This is a genomic window from Dermabacter sp. HSID17554 (assembly GCF_003989295.1).
Taxonomy (GTDB): domain Bacteria; phylum Actinomycetota; class Actinomycetes; order Actinomycetales; family Dermabacteraceae; genus Dermabacter; species Dermabacter vaginalis.
Genome location: NZ_RBLW01000003.1, coordinates 220928 through 240270 on the forward strand (window position 1 = coordinate 220928; position 19343 = coordinate 240270).

Consider the following 19343-nt stretch of genomic DNA (forward strand, 5'->3'; position numbering starts at 1 on the left):
ATGGCCAAACGCCCCGCGCTGTCTCGCGTGGTCATCCCGCTCACGCTCCTCGCGGTTTTTCTCGCGGTCGTGGGCGGGAGCTTCGCTGCGCTCACTCTCTTTGACGGCGGCCAACGCACGGGCCGCTGCACCGCGAGTGGGCTCTCGACATCGCATTCGTACTCGACCGAGCAAACCCTCAATGCCGCCACGATCAGTGCGGTCTCGATCGACATGGGGCTTCCACCGCGCGCCGCGTCGATCGCCCTCGCGACCGCCTACCAGGAGTCGAAGCTCAAGAACATCGACTACGGGGATCGCGATTCGGTTGGGCTCTTCCAGCAACGCCCCTCTCAGGGGTGGGGCACGAAAGAGCAGATCATGGATCCTGTGTTTGCCTCGACGGCCTTTTACGAGAAGCTCGCCAAGGTCAAGGGGTACGAGAACATGGAGATCACCGTCGCGGCGCAAAAGGTGCAGCGTTCAGCATTCCCCGATGCTTACGCCGATCACGAGGTCGAGGGGCGCCTCTTCTCCTCTGCGCTCACCGGCAACAGTGGCCCCGAGCTCGAGTGCGATCTCGCCGCCGCAGGCGGTCCAGCGCACCCAGAGAAACTTCGCGAGTCTCTCGCGCGCGAGTTCACCCGGATGAGCGAGTCAGGCGAGGTGGAAAGCTCGCTCGGCGCCGCGGGATCGAACGCACCGGAAGGCGCGGGAGCGACGACCGTCGTCATCAAGACGGCCGACGAAAAGCGCGGTTGGGCGCTCGCGAACTGGACCGTTGCTCATGCCGCGAAGGACAATATCGTGGGGGTCGACTACCGCGGCCAGCGCTGGGACCGCTCACGGCACGTCTCCCGGACGTCGTCACAGTGGGACAGCGACGCAACGGGCGGCGCAGGCGGCGAGGATGACGCGATCGTGATCTACTTCGCGAAGGGGGCGTGAGCCGCAGCCACAGCCTCGCTTATTCGGCCTTCTTCTCTCGCGCCTTCAGTTCCTCGCGAAGATCGTGAAGCAGGAGCTCCGACGTGCCCGTACGCTCCTCGATCGGCACGTATGCGCGCTCGGCTTCGCCCGTGTAGATCTGACGGGGGCGCATGATCTTGGTGTCGGGATCGTTGATTGCTTCTTGCCACTGGGCGATCCACCCGGGCAGACGCCCGATCGCGAACAGCACCGTGAACATGTGCGTGGGAAAACCCATCGCCTTGTAGATGATGCCCGTGTAAAAGTCGATGTTCGGGTAGAGGTTCCGCTCGATGAAGTACTCGTCGCGAAGCGCAATTTCCTCGAGCTTCATCGCGAGCTCGAGCCGCTCATCATGGATGCCCAGCCGCTCGAGCACCGTGTCGGCGATGCCCTTCACGAATTTCGCACGCGGATCGTAGTTCTTGTACACGCGATGCCCAAAGCCCATGAGGCGGGTCGAATCATCCTTGCTCTTGACCTTCTCCATGAACACGCGCGGATCCTGGCCAGACTTTCGAAGGTCGTCGAGCATGTGCATGACGCGCGTGTTGGCGCCGCCGTGCGCCGGGCCGGAAAGCGCGGCAACGCCCGCTGAGATCGAGGAGAAGAGGTCCGCGCCTGCCGACCCCACGAGACGCACCGCGGTCGCTGAGCAGTTCTGCTCGTGATCGGCGTGGAGAATAAACAGCTGCTCGAGTGCACGCACCACGACCGGGTCCGCCACGAAATCTTCCACCGGGAACGCAAACATGAGCCGCAGGAAGTTCTGCACGAGGCTGAGCGAGTTATCGGGGTACATGAGCGGCTGACCGTTCGCGACACGATGAGCGTACGCCGCCATCGTGGGCATCTTCGCGAGCAAACGCAGAGTCGAGATGTGCACCTGCTCTGGATCGCTCGGGTCGAGCGAGTCCTGGTAGAAGGTCGACAGTGCGCTCACACCCGCCTGGAGCACCGCCATGGGCGCCGCATCGCGCGGCAGGGCGATAAACACGCGTTTGAGGTTCTCGTCAAGAAGTGTGCGCTGCTCGATCGAATGCACGAACTGGTCGAGCTGCCCTTTCGTGGGAAGCTCGCCATAGATCAAGAGGAAGGCCACCTCGAGGTAGCTCGAGTGTTCAGCAAGCTGTTCGATCGGGTAACCGCGGTGCCGGAGGATTCCCGCCTCGCCGTCGATGAACGTGATCGCGGAGGTCGTGGGAGCCGTGTTCATGAACCCCGGGTCGAACGTCACTGCCCCCGTTTCCTTGCGCATGCGGGCGATTGACACCCCGAGGTTCCCCTCGGTCGGCTCGACGAGCGGCAGATCCAGGCTTCGGTCATTCACACTGAAGTGTGCGGTCATCGCGTTCCTTTCGTGTCTCTCGCGGCTTGCTAGCGGGCAGCTCGCAGCCGCGCGGCAGCGCTGTCGATGCGCTCGTCGGATGCGGTGAGGGACACGCGTACGTGGCGTGCACCTGCCTCGCCGTAAAAGGTACCGGGGGCGGCGAGGATTCCCAATTCTGCAAGACGCTCGATACTCGCGTTACTCGACTCCCCGAACGTAGTCCACAAGTACAACCCGGCTTCGGAGTGCTCAATGCGTCCACCGAAGGCCTCGAGCGCGGGGGCGAGACTCTCACGGCGGGCGCGGTAGGTTTCGCGTTGGTGGGAGGCCGACGCCTCCTCGCCGAGTGCCGCGGTCATAGCCTTTTGAATGGGGCCGGGCATCATGAGTCCCGAATGCTTGCGAACCGCGAGTAGTTCCCCTACGAGGGCGGGATCACCTGCCACGAAGGCGGCGCGGTAGCCCGCGAGGTTTGACTGCTTCGACAGCGAGTAGGCGCACAGCATCCCCGTAAGGTCGCCATTGTTCACGCGCTCATCAAGAATCGAGGGCGCCTCCTCAACATCCCACGTCAGCGGCGCGTAGCATTCGTCGGAAGCAACGATGATGTCGCGCTCACGCGCCCACGCCACGAGCGTACGCATCTCCTCAACGCTCAGGACCGCCCCCGTGGGATTCGAAGGCGTGTTGAGCCACAGCAGGCGCACCGAGTCGAGGCAAACGTCGGAACCGAGCGCCCCCTCCCCCTCACGCGCAAGCGCACGCACATCGAGCGGGACGGGCCGGGCTCCCGCGAGCCGTGCACCGAGGTCGTAGGTGGGATAGGCGATATGAGGAAAGGCGACCGCCTCCCCAACGCCGATGCCGAGCTGGAAGGGGAGGTGGGCCACGAGTTCCTTCGAGCCGATCGTGGGCAGCACGCCACTCACCTCGAGGGCTCGGGGAGCGCCGCGGTGTGCGCGACAAAAATCGACGATGGCCTCACGCAACTCCCCCGTTCCGGCAACCGTCGGATACCCGTGCGCATCCGAGGCGGCCGCGAGTGCCTCCTGTGCAGCGCGGGGCGTTTCATCGACGGGAGTGCCCACCGAGAGATCGACGATCCCGTCCGGGTGCTGCTCAGCTTTCGCACGCGCCGAGGCGAGTGAGTCCCACGGGAAGGAAGGCAAGGTCGAAACGAGAGAGGTTCGCGAAGTCATGGTGCTCATCCTACGACTCGAAGTGGGCTTGAGTGGGAGGGCGAGCAGGCGACCCCGCGACCCGAGAGTGGCTCAGGCCTCGAGTGGGTTCTCCTGCGGCGGGAGCTTCTCGATGACCTCGTGGTCGAACGGCTGCGGGCCGAGCTTCGCGGCGCCGCCTGGGCTTCCGAGCTCGTCGAAGAATTCGACGTTCGCGCGGTAGTACTCGCTCCACTGATCGGGGAGGTCGTCCTCGTAGTAGATGGCTTCAACGGGGCACACGGGTTCGCACGCACCGCAATCGACGCACTCATCGGGATGGATGTAGAGCGAACGCTCACCTTCGTAGATGCAATCCACTGGGCATTCGTCTACACATGCGCGGTCTTTGACATCAACGCACGGGAGGGCGATGACGTAGGTCATGGCTTCACGGTCCTTTCTTCGCGCTTAGTCGCGCGCGCAATGTTTCTAATTTGGAGGGCCCACACGACCGCTGCACCCACGAGCGGCACGATCACGCCAAGAAATTGGGCTGCCCAGCCCTGCCACTGTGCCTCGCCGGCAATCTGCGCTGGGACGAGGAGCCCACCGCCGAGCGACGTACCAGAAAAGTACATGGCAACCAGTGTGAAGGCGAGGGCATCCATGAAGAGCGGGAGCTTACGCCCGCTGAGGGCGATCAACCCGAGGGTCGCAATCGCCTGGAATGCACAACCAAAGGCAACTCCCCACGGCACGCTCACCCCGCCCACGGTGGAGCGCATACGATGCGTCCCAATCACGACGAGGCCACCGAACACACCCGCGATCACGCCCACGATGATCTCCGTGCGGCGCGATGCGGGCGCGGTGCCATCAAAGAAGATGCCACCGCCGTTCGGATCCTTCGCATTCATCACGTGACTCCCGGGTCAGGAGTTGCGGGCACGGGCGCGCGCACGAGCGCGCTCGGTCGGGTCGAGAACGACCTTGCGGATGCGCACGATCTCGGGGGTCACCTCGACGCATTCGTCCTCGGCGGCGAATTCGAGTGACTCTTCGAGTGTGAGCTTGCGCGGCGGAATGAGGTTCTCGAACGCGTCAGCGGTTGCCGAGCGCATGTTCGTGAGCTTCTTTTCCTTCGTGATGTTCACGTCCATGTCTTCGTTGCGGGAGTTTTCACCAACGACCTGGCCCTGGTACACCTCGGAAGTGGGTTCAACGAAGAACGAGCCGCGCTCTTGGAGGTTGATCATCGCGTAGGGGGTCACGGCGCCAGCACGGTCAGCAACGAGCGAGCCCGTGTTGCGGAATTCGATGGGGCCCATCCAGGGCTCGAAGCCTTCGGCGAGCGAGGAGGCGATGCCGGTACCGCGCGTTTCGGTCAAAAAGCGCGAACGGAAACCAATAAGGCCGCGCGCGGGAACGAGGAACTCCATGCGCACCCAGCCCGAACCGTGGTTGTTCATGGTTTCCATGCGCCCCTTGCGGGAGGCCATGAGCTGCGTGATTGTCCCGAGGTATTCCTCGGGAACGTCGATCGTCATGCGCTCGATCGGCTCGCACGTGACGCCGTCGATCTCGCGGGTCAGCACCTGCGGCTTCCCCACGGTCAGTTCGAAGCCTTCGCGACGCATCTGTTCAACGAGAATCGCGAGAGCGAGCTCGCCGCGGCCCTGAACCTCCCATGCGTCTGGGCGATCGGTGGGCAGAACCTTGAGGGACACGTTGCCGACGAGTTCGGCATCGAGGCGGTCCTTCACCTGGCGGGCGGTGAGCTTGTGACCCTTGACCTTGCCGGCGATCGGCGAGGTGTTGATGCCGATCGTCATCGAGATCGCGGGGTCGTCCACGGTGATGAGTGGGAGCGGACGCGGATCGTTGAGGTCGGTGAGGGTTTCGCCGATCATGATGTCGGGGATACCCGCAACGGCCACGATGTCGCCGGGGCGCGCCGTGCGCGTCATCTGCTCGCGTGTGAGCCCCTTCGTTTCGAGGAGTTCGGTGACCTTCACGCTCTTGATATCGCCGTGGCGGGTCGCCCACGCGACCTGCTGGCCTTTCTTGAGCTCGCCGTTCTCGATGCGCAAGAGCGCGAGGCGGCCGAGGAACGGCGAAGCATCGAGGTTCGTGACGTGTGCCTGCAGCGGCATGTCGTCGTCATACTCGGGAGCGGGGATCGATTCGAGAATCGTCTTGAAGAGCGGTTCGACCGTCTCGGAATCGGGAAGCTCGCCGTCGGCGGGCTTGTTCGCGCTCGCACGCCCAGCTTTGCCGGAGGCGTAGATCACGGGGACGTCGAGCAGCGCGTCGAAGTCGATCTCGGTGTTCTCTTGCGAGAGGTCCTCAGCGAGGCCGAGAAGAAGATCCGTTGTTTCGTTGACGACCGCGTCGATGCGGGCGTCGGGACGGTCAACCTTGTTCACGACGATGATCACGGGAAGGCTCGCGGCAAGGGCCTTGCGCAGAACGAATCGGGTCTGCGGGAGCGGTCCCTCGGAGGCGTCGACGAGGAGAACGACGCCGTCGACCATAGAAAGACCGCGCTCGACCTCGCCGCCGAAATCGGCGTGGCCCGGGGTGTCGATCACGTTGATCGTAATGCCCTCGGGGTGCCCGATCTCGGCTGCCGTCGGCCCCGAGTAGTGGATCGCGGTGTTCTTCGCGAGGATCGTGATGCCCTTTTCGCGCTCGAGATCACCGGAGTCCATCGCACGCTCGTCGACTTTGTCGCGCTCACCGAACGCGCCGCCCTGGCGAAGCATGGCGTCCACGAGGGTCGTCTTGCCGTGATCGACGTGGGCGACGATCGCGACGTTTCGAAGATCGGAGCGGTGCTGAATGGTCATAGGAGCCTTATCTGTTCGGGATCGGCGGAAAGTCTCGTGAGGTGTGGGGGTCCGACGCTTGCCTGGCCCACGCGCGCCCGATTCATGGTAACGCGTCCAGGCTCCCAATCCGCCGCGTGTGGGGTCTCACGTGGCGAATAGAAATCTGCCTCACAGACTGAGGGATCACAATAGAAACATGAGTGAAAACAGCAACCTCTCCCCCATCCCAGTTGATCCGACAACCACGGAGGCCTGGCAGCGCCTCGAAGAACACGACGGCATGCTCGACAAGGGCCTGCGCGAGGTGTTCGCGGAAGACCCCGATCGCGCGAAGAAGCTGAGTTTTGAAGCGGCGGATCTGTTCGTCGATCTCTCGAAGAACCTTGTCTCCGAGGAAACCGTCGGCCTCCTTCTCGATCTCGCGAAAGAGACGGGGGTGTGCGAGCGCCGCGATGAGATGTTCGCGGGCGCGCATATCAACACGACCGAGGATCGCGCCGTTTTGCACACCGCCCTGCGCCGACCTAAGGGCGCGACGCCCGCGCTTGAGGTGGATGGTCAGAACGTCGATCACGACGTGCACGAGGTTCTCGAGCGCATCTATGAGTTTGCGAACAAGGTTCGCAGCGGCGAATGGACCGGCGTGACGGGGAAGAAGATCGAGACCGTCATCAACGTCGGCATCGGCGGCTCCGACCTCGGCCCCGTGATGGTGTACGAGGCACTGCGCCCGCTCGCGGATGCGGGGATTGAGGCACGCTTCATCTCAAACATCGACCCGACCGACGTGGGCGAGACGACGCGCGACCTCGATCCCGAAACAACCCTCGTGATTGTTGCGTCGAAGACGTTCACGACGCTCGAAACGATTACGAATGCGAAGCTCGTGCGCGCGTGGCTGCTCGATGGCCTGCACGCCGCGGGCGTCGCTGAATCGCAGGATGCCGAAGCCGTCGCGAAGCACTTCGTGGCCGTCTCGACCGCACTCGACAAGGTCGAGGAATTCGGTATTGACCCGGCGAACGCCTTCGGGTTCTGGAGCTGGGTGGGCGGTCGCTACTCGGTCGATTCGGCGATCGGCACGATCCTCGCCGTCGTGTTCGGCCCCGAGGCCTTCGAAGAGTTCCTCGGCGGCTTCCACGCGATGGACGAGCATTTCCGCACGGCAGCTCCCGAGGAAAACGTGCCTTTGCTCATGGGGCTCGTGAACGTGTGGAACGTGAACTTCCTTGGCGCCGAGACTCACGCGGTTCTTCCCTACAGCCAATTCCTTCATCGCTTCCCCGCCTACCTCCAACAGCTCACGATGGAGTCCAACGGCAAGTCCGTGCGTTACGACGGCTCTGCCGTGACTGCGGAGACCGGCGAGATTTTCTGGGGCGAGCCCGGCACGAATGGTCAGCACGCCTTCTACCAGCTCATCCACCAGGGCACGCGCCTCATTCCCGCGGATTTCATTGCGTTTGCTAATCCCACCTACGCACTCAAGGACGGCGATACCGACGTCCACGAACTCTTCCTCGCGAACTTCTTCGCGCAGACCAAAGCGCTCGCCTTCGGCAAGACCGCAGAGGAAGTTGAGGCCGAGGGGACGACCGGCGCGCTTGTTCCCGCACGCGTATTCTCAGGCGACCGTCCGACCACCTCGATCATGGCGAGCGCTCTCACTCCGAGCGTCCTCGGCCAGCTGATCGCCCTGTACGAGCACATCACCTTCGTGCAGGGCGCAGTGTGGGGCATCAACAGCTTCGATCAGTGGGGCGTTGAGCTCGGCAAGCAGCTCGCGAAGCAGTTGACGAGCGCCGTCGCGGGCGACGAGTCGGTTCTCGCCGAGCAGGATTCCTCGACCCGTCAGCTCATCGAGTACTACCGCGCGCACCGCGCCTAAATTGCGCGCTTAAGAAAACGGGACCCCGCCGAGGCGGGGTCCCGTTTTCTTTGACGAGTGGGTAACCCCCACAACTCCTATGCAATCCAACGCCGTTGCGGCTCGGCAGTCGGTCCGCCTAGCGGGATTCCCGCGAAGTCCCGCGACTTTGTCTCTAGGATGGACGTGGCGTAAGACATAACCGAAGGAGAGTGGCATGAAGGTCGGCATTCTGACTTCTGGCGGCGACTGCCCGGGACTCAACGCGGTCATCCGCGGAGCTGTCCTCAAGGGAGATTCCATCTACGAAGATGAATTCGTGGGCTACCTCGACGGCTGGAAGGGAGTGCGCGACAACGAATTCATCCCGATCCCTCGACGCCTTGTGCGCGGCATCGGCCGTCAGGGCGGAACGATCCTCGGCACCTCGCGCGTCAACCCCTTCCACGAGGACGGCGGCGGCGCCGAGGGTGTGCGCAAAGTTCTCGAGGACCACGATGTCGACGCCCTCATCGCTATCGGTGGCGACGGAACACTGTTCACGGCCAATCGACTCGCAGAGGCCGGCATCCCCGTGGTCGGCGTCCCGAAAACAGTGGATAACGACCTCGACGCCACGGACTACACGTTCGGTTTCAATACCGCCGTTGATATCGCAACCGAGAACCTCGACCGCTTACGCATGACGGGCAACAGCCACCACCGATGCATGGTCGCCGAAGTCATGGGGCGCAGCGTCGGCTGGATCGCCCTCCACTCGGGCATGGCCGCGGGCGCGCACGTGATTTGTATTCCCGAATTCCCGCTCACGATCGACGAAATCTGCGAGTACGTTGCGCAGCGCGCTGCACGCTCAAAGCGCCGCTCCCCACTCGTCGTCGTCGCCGAGGGGTTCGTTCCGAAAGACGCGCCGGCAGACTTCATGGACTACGAGATGGACGAATTCGGCCGACCGATCCTCGGCGGCGTCGCCCAGCGCCTCGCCCCCTATATCGAAGAAGCCACGGGTATCGAAACCCGCGCGACCGTACTCGGACACATCCAGCGCGGCGGCGAACCGAATGCGTACGACCGCGTGCTCGCGACTCGTTTCGGTATGGCCGCGATCGACCTCGTGCACGAAGGCGGTTTTGGTCGCATGGTCTCGCTACGCGGGACCGACATCGTGAACGAGCCGCTCACCGAGGCAATCGACTCGGTGAAGCGCGTGCCCAGGTCCAGATGGGACGAGGTTCGCGTCCTTTTTGGGTAGGACGCCGCGCATTTGCGCCCCAGTCCCGCTTTTTGATAATAATTCAAAACATGCTGACCGCGCTCGCCCTCACCACAATTGCCGGGCTCGCCACGATCCTCGGCTCTCTCATAGCCTTGAGTGAACGTGCCCGCGAACCGAAAGCCCTAGGCGCAGCTCTCGCGTTCGCCGCAGGTGCGATGCTCACCGTCAGCGCTCTCGAGCTCCTCCCCCACTCGATCGGTGTGCTCGGAGCGGGCACGACCACCCTTTACTGCGTCGCCGGCCTCGTCATTATTGGCGCCCTCGACCTTGCCTCGCGAGCGTGGGAGCGCCGTGCGGTCACGAGCGCTAGGGAGGCGACGCAACCGTCGGACCCCTCAAGTGCACGAGCACTTTTGCGCACGGGCCTCATCACGGCTCTCGCACTCACCGCGCACAACATTCCCGAGGGGTTCGCGACGTTTTCGAGCGCACTCCAGGACACCGCGTTCGCACTCCCGCTCGCTGGCGCGATCGCGCTGCACAACATCCCCGAAGGGGTCGCCGTCGCCGCCCCCATCCTCCACGCGACGGGGTCACGAACGAAGGCCATCGCCGCGACAGCGCTCTCGGGGCTGTCCGAACCAGCCGGAGCCCTCGCGCTCTACGGGCTCCTCACCGCCACGGGGCACGCCGCGAACCTCGAATGGGCAAACCCCCTCATCGCAGGGGTGATGATCGCAATCAGCGCGGTCGAGCTCCTCCCCCTCGCCTACACGCACTCTCGGCTCACGCGAACCCTCACGTGGTGTGGCATCGGTGCGCTTGTCATGGCGGCGAGCCTATGGGCGCTCGGCGGCTGAGCACGAGGTTTGCACCCCGCCGCGGCCTGGTACGTTTGAGAAGTTCGTGACCGTCACCGCGAGGAGAAACTGATGTCCGCCATCATGTACACCATCACTGACGAAGCCCCCATGCTTGCGACCGCCTCGCTCCTGCCAATCGTGCGTGGCTTCGCCTCGAAGGCTGGCGTCGACATCGAAACCCGCGATATTTCACTCGCCGCTCGCATCCTCGCCGCATTCGCGGACCGCCTCCCCGAGGACCAACGCGAACGTGATGCACTCGCCGAGCTCGGCGCCCTCGCGCGCACCGCAGAGGCGAACATCATCAAGCTTCCCAACATTTCGGCCTCGGTTCCGCAGCTCAAAGCCGCGATCGCCGAACTTCAGGCACGCGGTTACGACCTCCCCGACTACCCGGATAGCCCCGAAACCGACACCGAACTCGACGTCCGCGCGCGATACGACGCCGTCAAAGGCTCCGCCGTCAATCCGGTGCTCCGCGAAGGCAATTCTGACCGCCGCGCGCCGCGTGCAGTCAAAAACTTCGCGAAGGCCCACCCGCATCGCATGGGCGAGTGGAGTACCCACTCGCGCACCGAGGTCGCCACCATGAGCGAAGGTGACTTCCGCTCGAGCGAACGAAGCTTCGTCGTTCACGGCGACAAAACCTTCCAGATCGTCCATGTCGCCACCGACGGCACCGAAACGATCCTCAAAAACGCCGTGACTGCCGAGGATGGCGACATTATTGACGCAAGTGTCATGAGCATCGGTGCCCTGGAGCAATTCCTCACCGCTCAGATTGAGAGGGCCCGCGAGCGCGACGTTCTGTTCTCGCTCCACCTCAAGGCCACGATGATGAAGGTCAGTGACCCCGTCATCTTCGGTCACGCGGTGCGCGCGTTCTTCCCCGAGGTCTTCACGCGGTTCGGGGCAAAACTCGAGGATGCGGGACTCTCGGCAAACAACGGTCTGGGCGCGATCCTCTCGGGCCTCGAGGCGCTCGATGCCGAGACCGCCGAGGCGATTCGCACGCTTGTGAGTGACCGCCTCGCCGAGGGGCCCGAGCTCGCGATGGTCGACTCGGATCGCGGCATCACGAATCTTCACGTGCCGAGCGACGTCATCGTGGATGCGAGCATGCCCGCGATGATCCGCACGGGCGGAAAAATGTGGGGGTCCGACGGCGCCCCGCACGACACGCTTGCCGTCATTCCCGATAGCTCCTATGCCCCCATCTACCAGGTTGTGATCGACGATTGCCGCCGCCACGGCGCGTTCGATCCGGCGGGCATGGGAACCGTGCCGAACGTCGGCCTCATGGCGCAGAAAGCCGAAGAATACGGCAGCCACGACAAAACTTTCATCGCCCCCGCAGACGGGCGAATCGAGATCCGCTCGACATGCGGGTGCCACGACGCGGCGCTGACATCGCACACCGTCCAGGCCGGCGATATTTTCCGCGCGTGCCACACAAAGGATGCACCCGTGCGAGACTGGGTGGCTCTTGCCGTGCGTCGTGCACGCTTGAGCAACACTCCCGCATTTTTCTGGCTCGATCCCGAGCGCGCGCATGATCGAGAGATCACAGCGAAGGTCGAGCATTACCTTGGCGAGGAAAACACGGACGGTCTCGATATTCGAGTGCTGAGTCCCGTCGAGGCGATGAAGGAAACCCTGGAGCGCACACGTGCCGGGCTCGACACGATCTCGGTCACGGGAAACGTGCTTCGCGATTACCTCACTGACCTCTTCCCGATCATGGAACTCGGCACGAGTGCGAAAATGCTCTCGGTCGTGCCGCTCATGGCGGGCGGTGGCCTGTTCGAGACCGGTGCCGGTGGCTCCGCACCGAAGCACGTGCAGCAGCTCATGAGCGAAAACTACTTGCGCTGGGACTCGCTCGGCGAGTTCCTTGCGCTTGCCGAATCACTCAGGCATCTCGCGCGCCACGACGGCAATCGAGAAGCCGAGGTTCTCGCGAACGCGCTCGACCGCGCAACGGAAACCCTTCTGAACGAGGGGAAGTCGCCCGAACGCCGCCTCGGTGGCATCGACAATCGCGGCTCGCATTTCTTCCTCGCGCTTTACTGGGCGCGCGAACTCGCGTCACAGACGGACTCCCCCGTGCTCGCTGAGACTTTTGCGCCCGTCGCGCATGACCTGAGCGAGGCCAAGGAACAGATCGAGCAAGAACTTCTCGAGGTTCAGGGCTCACCCGCAGAGATAGGCGGCTACTACCGGCCTGCCCCTGAATCAACAGCAGCGGTCATGCGCCCCTCGGCGACGCTCAACGCGATCATCGACCAACTCGCTGCGCGCTAACGCGCCCGCCTCGAGCTTCCCTAGAAGCGCAGGTCGGTCTCGACTCCCATCGAACGCGCGACCGGCAAATGGAAGTGGTCGCTCGCGCGCGCCTGGTTCTTGAACATGACGCGGAAGAGTTTCTTCGCGACGAGCGTTGCGAAGGACGCAGGCGCAAGCACGAGGTTGGCGCGCGCTGTCACGAACCACGTGGATTTCAATCGCTGATTGCTCCAACGCTCGCTCGCATCGGGGCACGAGGCGAGAAGACGCATCGCCTTCGGCACGTCCAGGTGTTCCTTGAAGCCGAAGTGGACGTTCACGCATTCGACGCCGTCGGGCACGCCCGGGACGTCCAGAATCTTGATGCGATCTTCCGCGTTCACGCGCGGAACGGGCTCGGTCGTCACCTCGGCAATCACGACGCGCGAGTGGATCGCGCGATTCACGCGCGTTTGCGTGAGAAGCGCGAGCGGCGGTGTATGGACATCCTGGTGGAGGTACACGACGGTTCCCGGGAGCTTTTGGAGCTGCTTCTTTTCCGTGCGCGCCACGAATTCCTCCCACGTACCGCACAGGTCCCGGCGGCGCTCACGAAGGCGATCGGCGCCGAAACGCCACACGTGCATTGTCGCAATGCACAGCGCCGATACGACGAGGGGAATCCACCCTCCCGTGAACACCTTCGCGGCATTGGCCGCAAACAGGAAGAGCTCGGCGCTCGCAAAGAACGCGGCTACGACGATCACCTTCCACAGCGCCCACTTTCGCACGTAGCGGAGGTAGAGGAACAGAAGGGCAGTCGAGAGGAGGAACGATCCCGAAACGGCGATGCCGTACGCGCTCGAGAGCCCCTGCGAGGAGCGGAAGGCAAGGATGAGTACGAGTGCCCCCACGCACAGTAGCCAGTTCACACCGGGCACATACACCTGTCCCTTGTGTTCGCTCGTATACGTATGCGATAGGCGCGGAAGTAGACCGAGGCGCTGCGCCTGCATCGACACGCTGAATGCCCCCGCAATCACGGCCTGTGAGGCGATGATCGTCGCGAGAGTCGCGAGGATGACGACTGGAAACTGCAGCGAGTGAGGCACAAGATCGTAGAACGGGTGGCTCGCGTTGCGTTCGCGAAGTACGAGCGCCCCCTGCCCCAGATAGTTCAGTGCGAGGCACGGAAAGACGAGCACGAACCACGCCCTCGCGATCGGCCCTCGGCCAAAGTGCCCCATATCCGCATACAGTGCCTCGGCGCCCGTCACCGTCAGCACAACAGCGCCAAGTGCAAAAAATGCCAAGAGCGGTTCCGTCACGATGAAGCCGAGAGCGTGATGCGGAGAAAGCGCCCCGATGATTTCCGGAGTCTTCACGATTGACAGCACGCCGAAGGTCGCGATCACAAGGAACCACACGATCATGACGGGCCCGAACGCGCGTCCCACGACGCCCGTTCCCCACCGCTGAATGCTAAAGAGGGCAAGCACGAGCACGAGCGCGATTGGCACGACGAGCGGTCCGAGGGCGGGAGAGGCCTCTTCCAAACCTTCCACAGCCGACAGGATCGAGATGGCCGGGGTGATGAGCGAATCGCCGTAAAACAAACCAGCCGCACACATACCGAGCACCATCACCGCGCCGAGCAGACCTCGCGTGCTCGCGTTCGACAGGACGGATGTCAGAAGCGCCGTGAGCGAGAGCTCACCACCCTCACCGTCGTTGTCGGCACGAAGGAGCACACCTATGTACTTGATGGAGACCGTGAAGGTGACTGCCCACAGCACGAGGGACAACGCGCCAAAAATATGTTGGGGATCAGGGGGAAGCGGGTGGCCGTCGGCCTCTGTGAAGAGCGCTTGGAATGCGTAAATCGGCGAGGTGCCGATGTCTCCGAATACAACGCCGAGGGCGGCGACGGACAGTGCAAAAATACCTTGTGAACGGGCGTGAGTTGTCATCACGAGCGACGAGTCTAACCTGGCCCCATGGGTCAAGAAACCGTTAAGGCTGTCTCGTGGCTCACGAATCCGTAAGGCCGTACAGCGGCTATCAGGCCCACATACGAAAGCGCCCCGGCACACACCGGGGCGCTTTCGTACTGTCGCGAAATCAGAGAGCCGCGAGTGCAGCCTCGTAGTCGGGCTCGTCATCGACACTCGGCACGAGCTGCGAGTGCACAACCTTGCCGGTTTCGTCGGCAACGAGCACGGCACGAGCGAACAGGCCGGCGAAGTCACCGTCGGACAGCACCACGCCGTAGTCCTTGCCAAAGCTCGAACGGAAAGCCGAGAACGTGTGGACGTCATCGAGGCCCTCCGCGCCACAGAAACGCTCCTGCGCGAACGGAAGGTCAACCGACACACCGATCACGACGGTGTTGTCGAGCGAGGACGCCTTCTTGTTGAACGTGCGCAGCTGCGCCTGGCACGTGGGGGTGTCCACGGAAGGGAAGATGTTCAGCACGATGCGCTTGCCGGCGAAGTCGTCGAGGGTGACATCGCCAAGGTCAGCATTCGCGAGGATGAATGCGGGAAGCTGATCGCCAACCTTGGGGAGCTCCCCGTTCGTCGACACGGTTGCGCCTTCAATGGTGACTTCTGCCATCGTCAATCCTTCTTTCATCGCTATGTCCGGCCGCGACCTGCGGCCCTGCCACGTCTCGTACAGTAGAGCCGCCATCTGACCGTTGCCAGAAAGCGGGATGCCTTCGCACGCCTACGCCTTCTCCGATTTCATACGCTCAATGGCCTTCTTCACATCAAAGTCGGCTTTCGGATAAGCGGGGGCGATGCGTTCGAGAGCATCGGTCAGAAGCTGCTGAACAGCCAGTCGCGCGTACCACTTTCGATCCGCGGGGACGACGTGCCACGGGGCCCACGGCGTGTGCGTCTCGCGGATCGCGGCGTCGTACGCATCCATGTAGGCATCCCAATGCTCTCGTTCGTCGAGGTCGCCCATTTTGAACTTCCAATGCTTGTCCTCACGCTCGAGGCGCTCGAACAGCCGCTCCCACTGCTCCTCCTTAGAGATGTGAAGCATGACCTTCACGACCTCGTAGCCTCGTTCCTCGACGAGTTGCTTTTCAAACCTGTTGATGTCGCTGTAGCGCTTCGCGAGAGTCTTGTCATCTGCCCACCCGTGGACGCGGTGAATGAGCACGTCCTCGTAGTGCGATCGATCGAACACTCCAATGAAGCCCGGCTCAGGAAGCGCTCGGCGAATACGCCACAGGAAGTGGCGATTCTTCTCTGTTGCCGTTGGCGCCTTGAAGCCCTTGATCCGTACGCCCTGCGGGTCAACAGCGCCCACCACGTGGCGCACGATTCCGCCCTTGCCGGCCGTGTCCATGCCCTGAATCACGAGAAGGACACGTCGGCCATTGTCCTGGCCACGATGCTCAGCCCACAGCCTCTCCTGGAGCTCACTGAGGTACGCGGTGCGGGCGGCGAGGATCGCTTTGCCGTCCTGCTTGTCGCCGTCAAAGTCGAGCCGCGCCTTCGTCGAGAGGTCGCGCACGGAGGTGAAGCCCTCAAGGTCGAGCGGGAGCTCGTGCCCGCGCGGGCGCGCGTCCACATAGGTGCCGTCCTCGACGATGTCGAGCGCAGCATCACTCACCTTTAGGTGTTTCTTTGCCTGATCGAGAACGATCTGTTCGCGCTGTTCACGCACGGGCGCCTGAGCGCTCTTAGTGCTCTTTTTGCTCTTCTTGTTCTTTTTGGCCATGCCTTCAGTCTAGGAAGCGGCGAGGGGCCCTCCCTAACCCACGCTTACTTCGAGGCTCGCCTGTGCCTGAGAGCGATGAAGCGCGTCACGATGAGGGCACCGAGGGCGATGGCAGCCGTCGACACCCAGACCACCGCGGCAGCCGAGCGGAAGAAAACCGGCGCCGAACGCGCCCCATAAAATCCGCGCCCTCGACGACACGGCAGGCACCCCACATGCGACCTCCCCTTCCGTCGCCCCCCAAAAAACCGCACGCAAGCTCCATAAACACGGCCAAGGCTCTCAGACAACCTCATCATCGACGCCTAGGAACACCCCTACCGCATCGCGCACGCGTAATTCACATGACTGTCAGGCATAAAATGGCGTCTCCTGATAGACAATGTTTGACCCGGCTGTATCACGTATCGAAGGGGATTCGGTGAAGAAGAAGTTATGGTCAACGATTCTGGCCTGCGTATCCATCGTCCCACTCCTCCTATCCCTCCAAGGCTGCGGCGACGCCCTGAGCACGGAGATACATGCCGATGACTCACCGCAAGTATTGTCGAAAGCTTGGGGGATTGACGTCCCCGCCTCTATGACTACTGAAGAGTTTTACAGCAGCGATGTAGGGTTCACAGGCGACGGAGACTATCTACGCGTAATGAAGCTGCCCAAGGCAGACCAAGTTGGGATGTGGGCTCCAGCTAACTTCCAAGAATCGCCAGATGAATGGGTTGGTACGACCGTCACCACCAACTCGAACGCCCCATTCAAACTGGACGATTTCAGTGATCTGCGGTGCCATCCGGTCACCAAGAGGGAAGATGGGTCTTATCTGATGCTCTGCTACAGCAGAGCATCAGATAATTACTATTCCTTCGAATCGATATTCTAAATCGATCCATCTTTAAACGCTAATCACTATCGGGTATGGCCTTCCCCCACGCCCGAGCACAACCCACCTCGTCATCCCCACCGAACGCAGCGTATTACGCACCTTCGGCTCACGCTGACAGGTCGAAACGTTTTGAAAGTACTCGGACCACTTGCCTTAGGACGACGCGGGTTGATGTAGTGCCACTAAGCGGACTGGCGTGTGAGGACGATGTAAGCGGTAACTGCCGCGGCGGTGAGTATTGGCCAGATAATGAGGGGGACGGTGATCGCGCCAACATCGGCGAGAACGCCTCCAAGGAGTGCAGCAAAGGGGACAGTGCCCATCGTTACCATGCGCATTGCCGCGCTCGTGCGGCCGAGGTACTTCTTATCCACCGCTTTTGCTACGTATGAAAACCCAGCGATGTTGGCGATGGTGAGGGTAAAAGCCCAGCACACTGATTTAATGAGAAAAAGGGTGTGCGCCCACGATGGGATGAGGAGTGCCAGAATCGGCAGACACGCCACGATTGCTTGCGTGATGGAACTCCAAATGTAGAGCGTTCGCACAGGGATAGCATTCATGACTCGGGGCGCGATCACTGCGGCGAGGATCCCTACTGCCGCGGAAACCGTTCCAAGGATGCCGAAAAATGGCATTCCAAGATCCAACACGCGCAGGATCACCACGCTAACCATTGAGTCGCTCAAGGCGAGGCCAACGTTGCCTGCTGAAATCAGACATACAGCACCGAGAAGGAAACGGTTGGTTCCAAGAATTCGGAAACCGTCGGTCAGTTTCTGCGAGAGAGGTCGGTTGTCTTTTCCGGGATGCGTCGATTCACTGCTCTCGTCCGCTGAGTGGATAGTCGTGTTTTGGTTGCTAGAGAACTGCTGCTGCCTGAGACGTTGCAGTATTCGTAGCGCAAAGAATAGAGATAAGGCAAAGAAAAGGATGGCGACACCGGTAGTTGGGGTAGTGCCGAAGAAGGTCAACGCTAGGCCGGCTGCCGCAGGCGCGATGACCCCTGCAATGGAATCCGCCATCGCCATCCTAGACACAGCGTTTTCGATCCGGTCGTCAGCCCTGGCGATAAAGGGCACGAGACTCGTTTGGGCATTTTCCGAAGCAATTATCGACACCCCAAGGAAAAAGACGATTGCCATGAAAAACACAGGATTTTCCAGCCCAAAGTGGAGACCGAGGCACAGGGATGCGCCGAGAAGTACCTTGAGTGCAAGGGAGAGCGCTAGGACTGTCTGCGGTTTGTAGCGGTCAACCAGAAGCCCGATGGGGAGCGCCAAGAAGATTGCAGCTCCCGCCTCGAGGAAGTCCAGAACCCCTATCTGGGTGGTAGAGAAGCCAAGGAGTGAAATTGCGATGATTGACATGGAAGAGTCAACAAATTCACGCCCGGCAGCATCGCTTGCGTTAGAAGCTTGGAGAGAACGTAAGAGATATCGTTCTGAGTTTTCTTGTATCAAGATCACTTACTATCTTTACTCAGGGCATGCAAAGCCCTGGGGGCGTTCTTATACTCAATGATGACATCTAAGTTCGGTGCATATCTGACATCCTCAACCAAGCTGGCGGGAGTGCCAAGTTCTTTGCGACGCTCCATGAGTGCCTTTCTAAGATCGCTTTGCAGCTGCAGAGGCGAGCGATCCGAATCTTCAGCTTGCGCCGGAGCGAGCCCCAGTACACTCCCCCATCAGTGCTGCTCCAACTAGAGTGTTTCGAGAGTATTTACTCTCCGCACTAGCCTTTCGGTAACTAGAAGCCGACAGGGAAGAAGAGCCCAGCCACCGCAATTCCGACGACAATTGCACTCAGTGTGAACCCGGCTCGAAGCCCTCGCCTCACGCACATCCCGAGGCTCAATATTGCCAGAGCTCCGCAGATGACCAGCCCCGTGGGGATAATTCCCCCTCCAAGGCTGTTTAGCCATCCCACCAAACCTGCAGGGGGAAACCGCACACACATGATGACCAAGGCTAGGGACACTGGAATATAAGCAATCCAGTTTTTTCCTGCTTCCCGCTCACTGAGTCGGTGGGTCGCCTGTGCATCCATCCATCGCTCCATGTGGCGAGAATAACACTCACCCCTCGCTTACGTTACGTAAATCAAAAAGTCATCAGCCGACTTCGGGACCCAGCGACGCAAAACAATGCGCGGCAGCCGATAGGCCCAGTGAAACGATGCCCTTTGTTAGGCGAATTTTCCGCACCGCCCGCGGCAAGATCGTGTGGGGACAGTTAACTCT

The 19343-nt window shown here is 62.0% G+C and carries 15 protein-coding genes; 6 read left to right on the top strand and 9 right to left on the bottom strand.

Annotated features, from left to right (window positions below; translation table 11 throughout):
* Entirely contained in the window at positions 1 to 927 is a 927-nt protein-coding gene (locus D8M36_RS06630) for a hypothetical protein (protein ID WP_126847713.1), read from the top strand.
* A gap of 19 nt (positions 928 to 946) precedes the next feature.
* On the opposite strand, the gene D8M36_RS06635 is transcribed toward D8M36_RS06630, so the two are convergent.
* The 5 genes from D8M36_RS06635 to typA form a co-directional block, all read right to left on the bottom strand.
* Positions 947 to 2296, bottom strand: coding sequence for a citrate synthase (locus tag D8M36_RS06635; RefSeq protein WP_126847715.1), 1350 nt, complete (start codon positions 2294 to 2296; stop codon positions 947 to 949).
* Positions 2297 to 2325: 29 nt separating this feature from the next.
* Positions 2326 to 3477 carry a succinyldiaminopimelate transaminase gene (dapC, locus tag D8M36_RS06640; RefSeq protein WP_126847717.1) on the bottom strand — a complete coding sequence of 384 codons (1152 nt, stop codon included), beginning with the start codon at positions 3475 to 3477 and terminating at the stop codon, positions 2326 to 2328.
* Between the two features lie 72 nt (positions 3478 to 3549).
* Positions 3550 to 3882: a ferredoxin gene (fdxA, locus tag D8M36_RS06645; protein ID WP_126847719.1), complete on the bottom strand. Its 333-nt coding sequence runs from the start codon at positions 3880 to 3882 to the stop codon at positions 3550 to 3552.
* Entirely contained in the window at positions 3879 to 4355 is a 477-nt protein-coding gene (locus D8M36_RS06650) for a hypothetical protein (protein WP_126847721.1), read from the bottom strand. Before D8M36_RS06650 ends, fdxA begins: the two co-directional genes overlap by 4 nt.
* Before the next feature lie 15 nt (positions 4356 to 4370).
* Positions 4371 to 6287, bottom strand: coding sequence for a translational GTPase TypA (typA, locus tag D8M36_RS06655; protein WP_126847723.1), 1917 nt, complete (start codon positions 6285 to 6287; stop codon positions 4371 to 4373).
* Positions 6288 to 6465: 178 nt separating this feature from the next.
* Here typA and pgi point away from each other — a divergent pair, with 178 nt between their 5' ends.
* From pgi to D8M36_RS06675, 4 genes are all read left to right on the top strand, one after another.
* A complete protein-coding gene (gene pgi, locus D8M36_RS06660; protein ID WP_065247495.1) occupies positions 6466 to 8157 on the top strand; it encodes a glucose-6-phosphate isomerase in 1692 nt (563 codons plus the stop codon).
* 196 nt (positions 8158 to 8353) lie between these two features.
* The gene (locus tag D8M36_RS06665; protein ID WP_016664171.1) at positions 8354 to 9388 is read left to right on the top strand and encodes a 6-phosphofructokinase; all 1035 of its coding nucleotides are present in this window, start codon (positions 8354 to 8356) and stop codon (positions 9386 to 9388) included.
* A gap of 50 nt (positions 9389 to 9438) precedes the next feature.
* A complete protein-coding gene (locus D8M36_RS06670; protein ID WP_161970221.1) occupies positions 9439 to 10212 on the top strand; it encodes a ZIP family metal transporter in 774 nt (257 codons plus the stop codon).
* 72 nt (positions 10213 to 10284) lie between these two features.
* A complete protein-coding gene (locus D8M36_RS06675) occupies positions 10285 to 12519 on the top strand; it encodes an NADP-dependent isocitrate dehydrogenase (protein ID WP_065247493.1) in 2235 nt (744 codons plus the stop codon).
* 20 nt (positions 12520 to 12539) lie between these two features.
* Here the strand turns inward: D8M36_RS06675 and D8M36_RS06680 are convergent, their stop codons facing one another.
* From D8M36_RS06680 to D8M36_RS06690, 3 genes are all read right to left on the bottom strand, one after another.
* On the bottom strand, positions 12540 to 14450 hold the full coding sequence (locus D8M36_RS06680; protein ID WP_074297382.1) for a potassium transporter Kup: 1911 nt from the start codon (positions 14448 to 14450) through the stop codon (positions 12540 to 12542).
* Between the two features lie 151 nt (positions 14451 to 14601).
* The gene (gene tpx, locus D8M36_RS06685; RefSeq protein ID WP_074297383.1) at positions 14602 to 15096 is read right to left on the bottom strand and encodes a thiol peroxidase; all 495 of its coding nucleotides are present in this window, start codon (positions 15094 to 15096) and stop codon (positions 14602 to 14604) included.
* A gap of 111 nt (positions 15097 to 15207) precedes the next feature.
* The gene (locus D8M36_RS06690; protein ID WP_065247490.1) at positions 15208 to 16215 is read right to left on the bottom strand and encodes a PPK2 family polyphosphate kinase; all 1008 of its coding nucleotides are present in this window, start codon (positions 16213 to 16215) and stop codon (positions 15208 to 15210) included.
* Between the two features lie 421 nt (positions 16216 to 16636).
* Here D8M36_RS06690 and D8M36_RS06695 point away from each other — a divergent pair, with 421 nt between their 5' ends.
* Positions 16637 to 17095, top strand: a complete 459-nt coding sequence (locus tag D8M36_RS06695) for a hypothetical protein (protein ID WP_065247489.1) — start codon at positions 16637 to 16639, stop codon at positions 17093 to 17095.
* 185 nt (positions 17096 to 17280) lie between these two features.
* Here the strand turns inward: D8M36_RS06695 and D8M36_RS06700 are convergent, their stop codons facing one another.
* Positions 17281 to 18567: an MFS transporter gene (locus D8M36_RS06700; protein WP_238638407.1), complete on the bottom strand. Its 1287-nt coding sequence runs from the start codon at positions 18565 to 18567 to the stop codon at positions 17281 to 17283.
* Positions 18568 to 19343 lie beyond the last annotated feature (776 nt).

Coding starts and splice junctions, on each gene's coding strand:
- D8M36_RS06630 (WP_126847713.1), top strand. CDS start 1: ATGGCCAAACGCCCCGCGCTGTCTCGCGTGGTCATCCCGCTCACGCTC.
- D8M36_RS06635 (WP_126847715.1), bottom strand. CDS start 2,296: ATGACCGCACACTTCAGTGTGAATGACCGAAGCCTGGATCTGCCGCTC.
- dapC (WP_126847717.1), bottom strand. CDS start 3,477: ATGACTTCGCGAACCTCTCTCGTTTCGACCTTGCCTTCCTTCCCGTGG.
- fdxA (WP_126847719.1), bottom strand. CDS start 3,882: ATGACCTACGTCATCGCCCTCCCGTGCGTTGATGTCAAAGACCGCGCA.
- D8M36_RS06650 (WP_126847721.1), bottom strand. CDS start 4,355: ATGAATGCGAAGGATCCGAACGGCGGTGGCATCTTCTTTGATGGCACC.
- typA (WP_126847723.1), bottom strand. CDS start 6,287: ATGACCATTCAGCACCGCTCCGATCTTCGAAACGTCGCGATCGTCGCC.
- pgi (WP_065247495.1), top strand. CDS start 6,466: ATGAGTGAAAACAGCAACCTCTCCCCCATCCCAGTTGATCCGACAACC.
- D8M36_RS06665 (WP_016664171.1), top strand. CDS start 8,354: ATGAAGGTCGGCATTCTGACTTCTGGCGGCGACTGCCCGGGACTCAAC.
- D8M36_RS06670 (WP_161970221.1), top strand. CDS start 9,439: ATGCTGACCGCGCTCGCCCTCACCACAATTGCCGGGCTCGCCACGATC.
- D8M36_RS06675 (WP_065247493.1), top strand. CDS start 10,285: ATGTCCGCCATCATGTACACCATCACTGACGAAGCCCCCATGCTTGCG.
- D8M36_RS06680 (WP_074297382.1), bottom strand. CDS start 14,450: ATGACAACTCACGCCCGTTCACAAGGTATTTTTGCACTGTCCGTCGCC.
- tpx (WP_074297383.1), bottom strand. CDS start 15,096: ATGGCAGAAGTCACCATTGAAGGCGCAACCGTGTCGACGAACGGGGAG.
- D8M36_RS06690 (WP_065247490.1), bottom strand. CDS start 16,215: ATGGCCAAAAAGAACAAGAAGAGCAAAAAGAGCACTAAGAGCGCTCAG.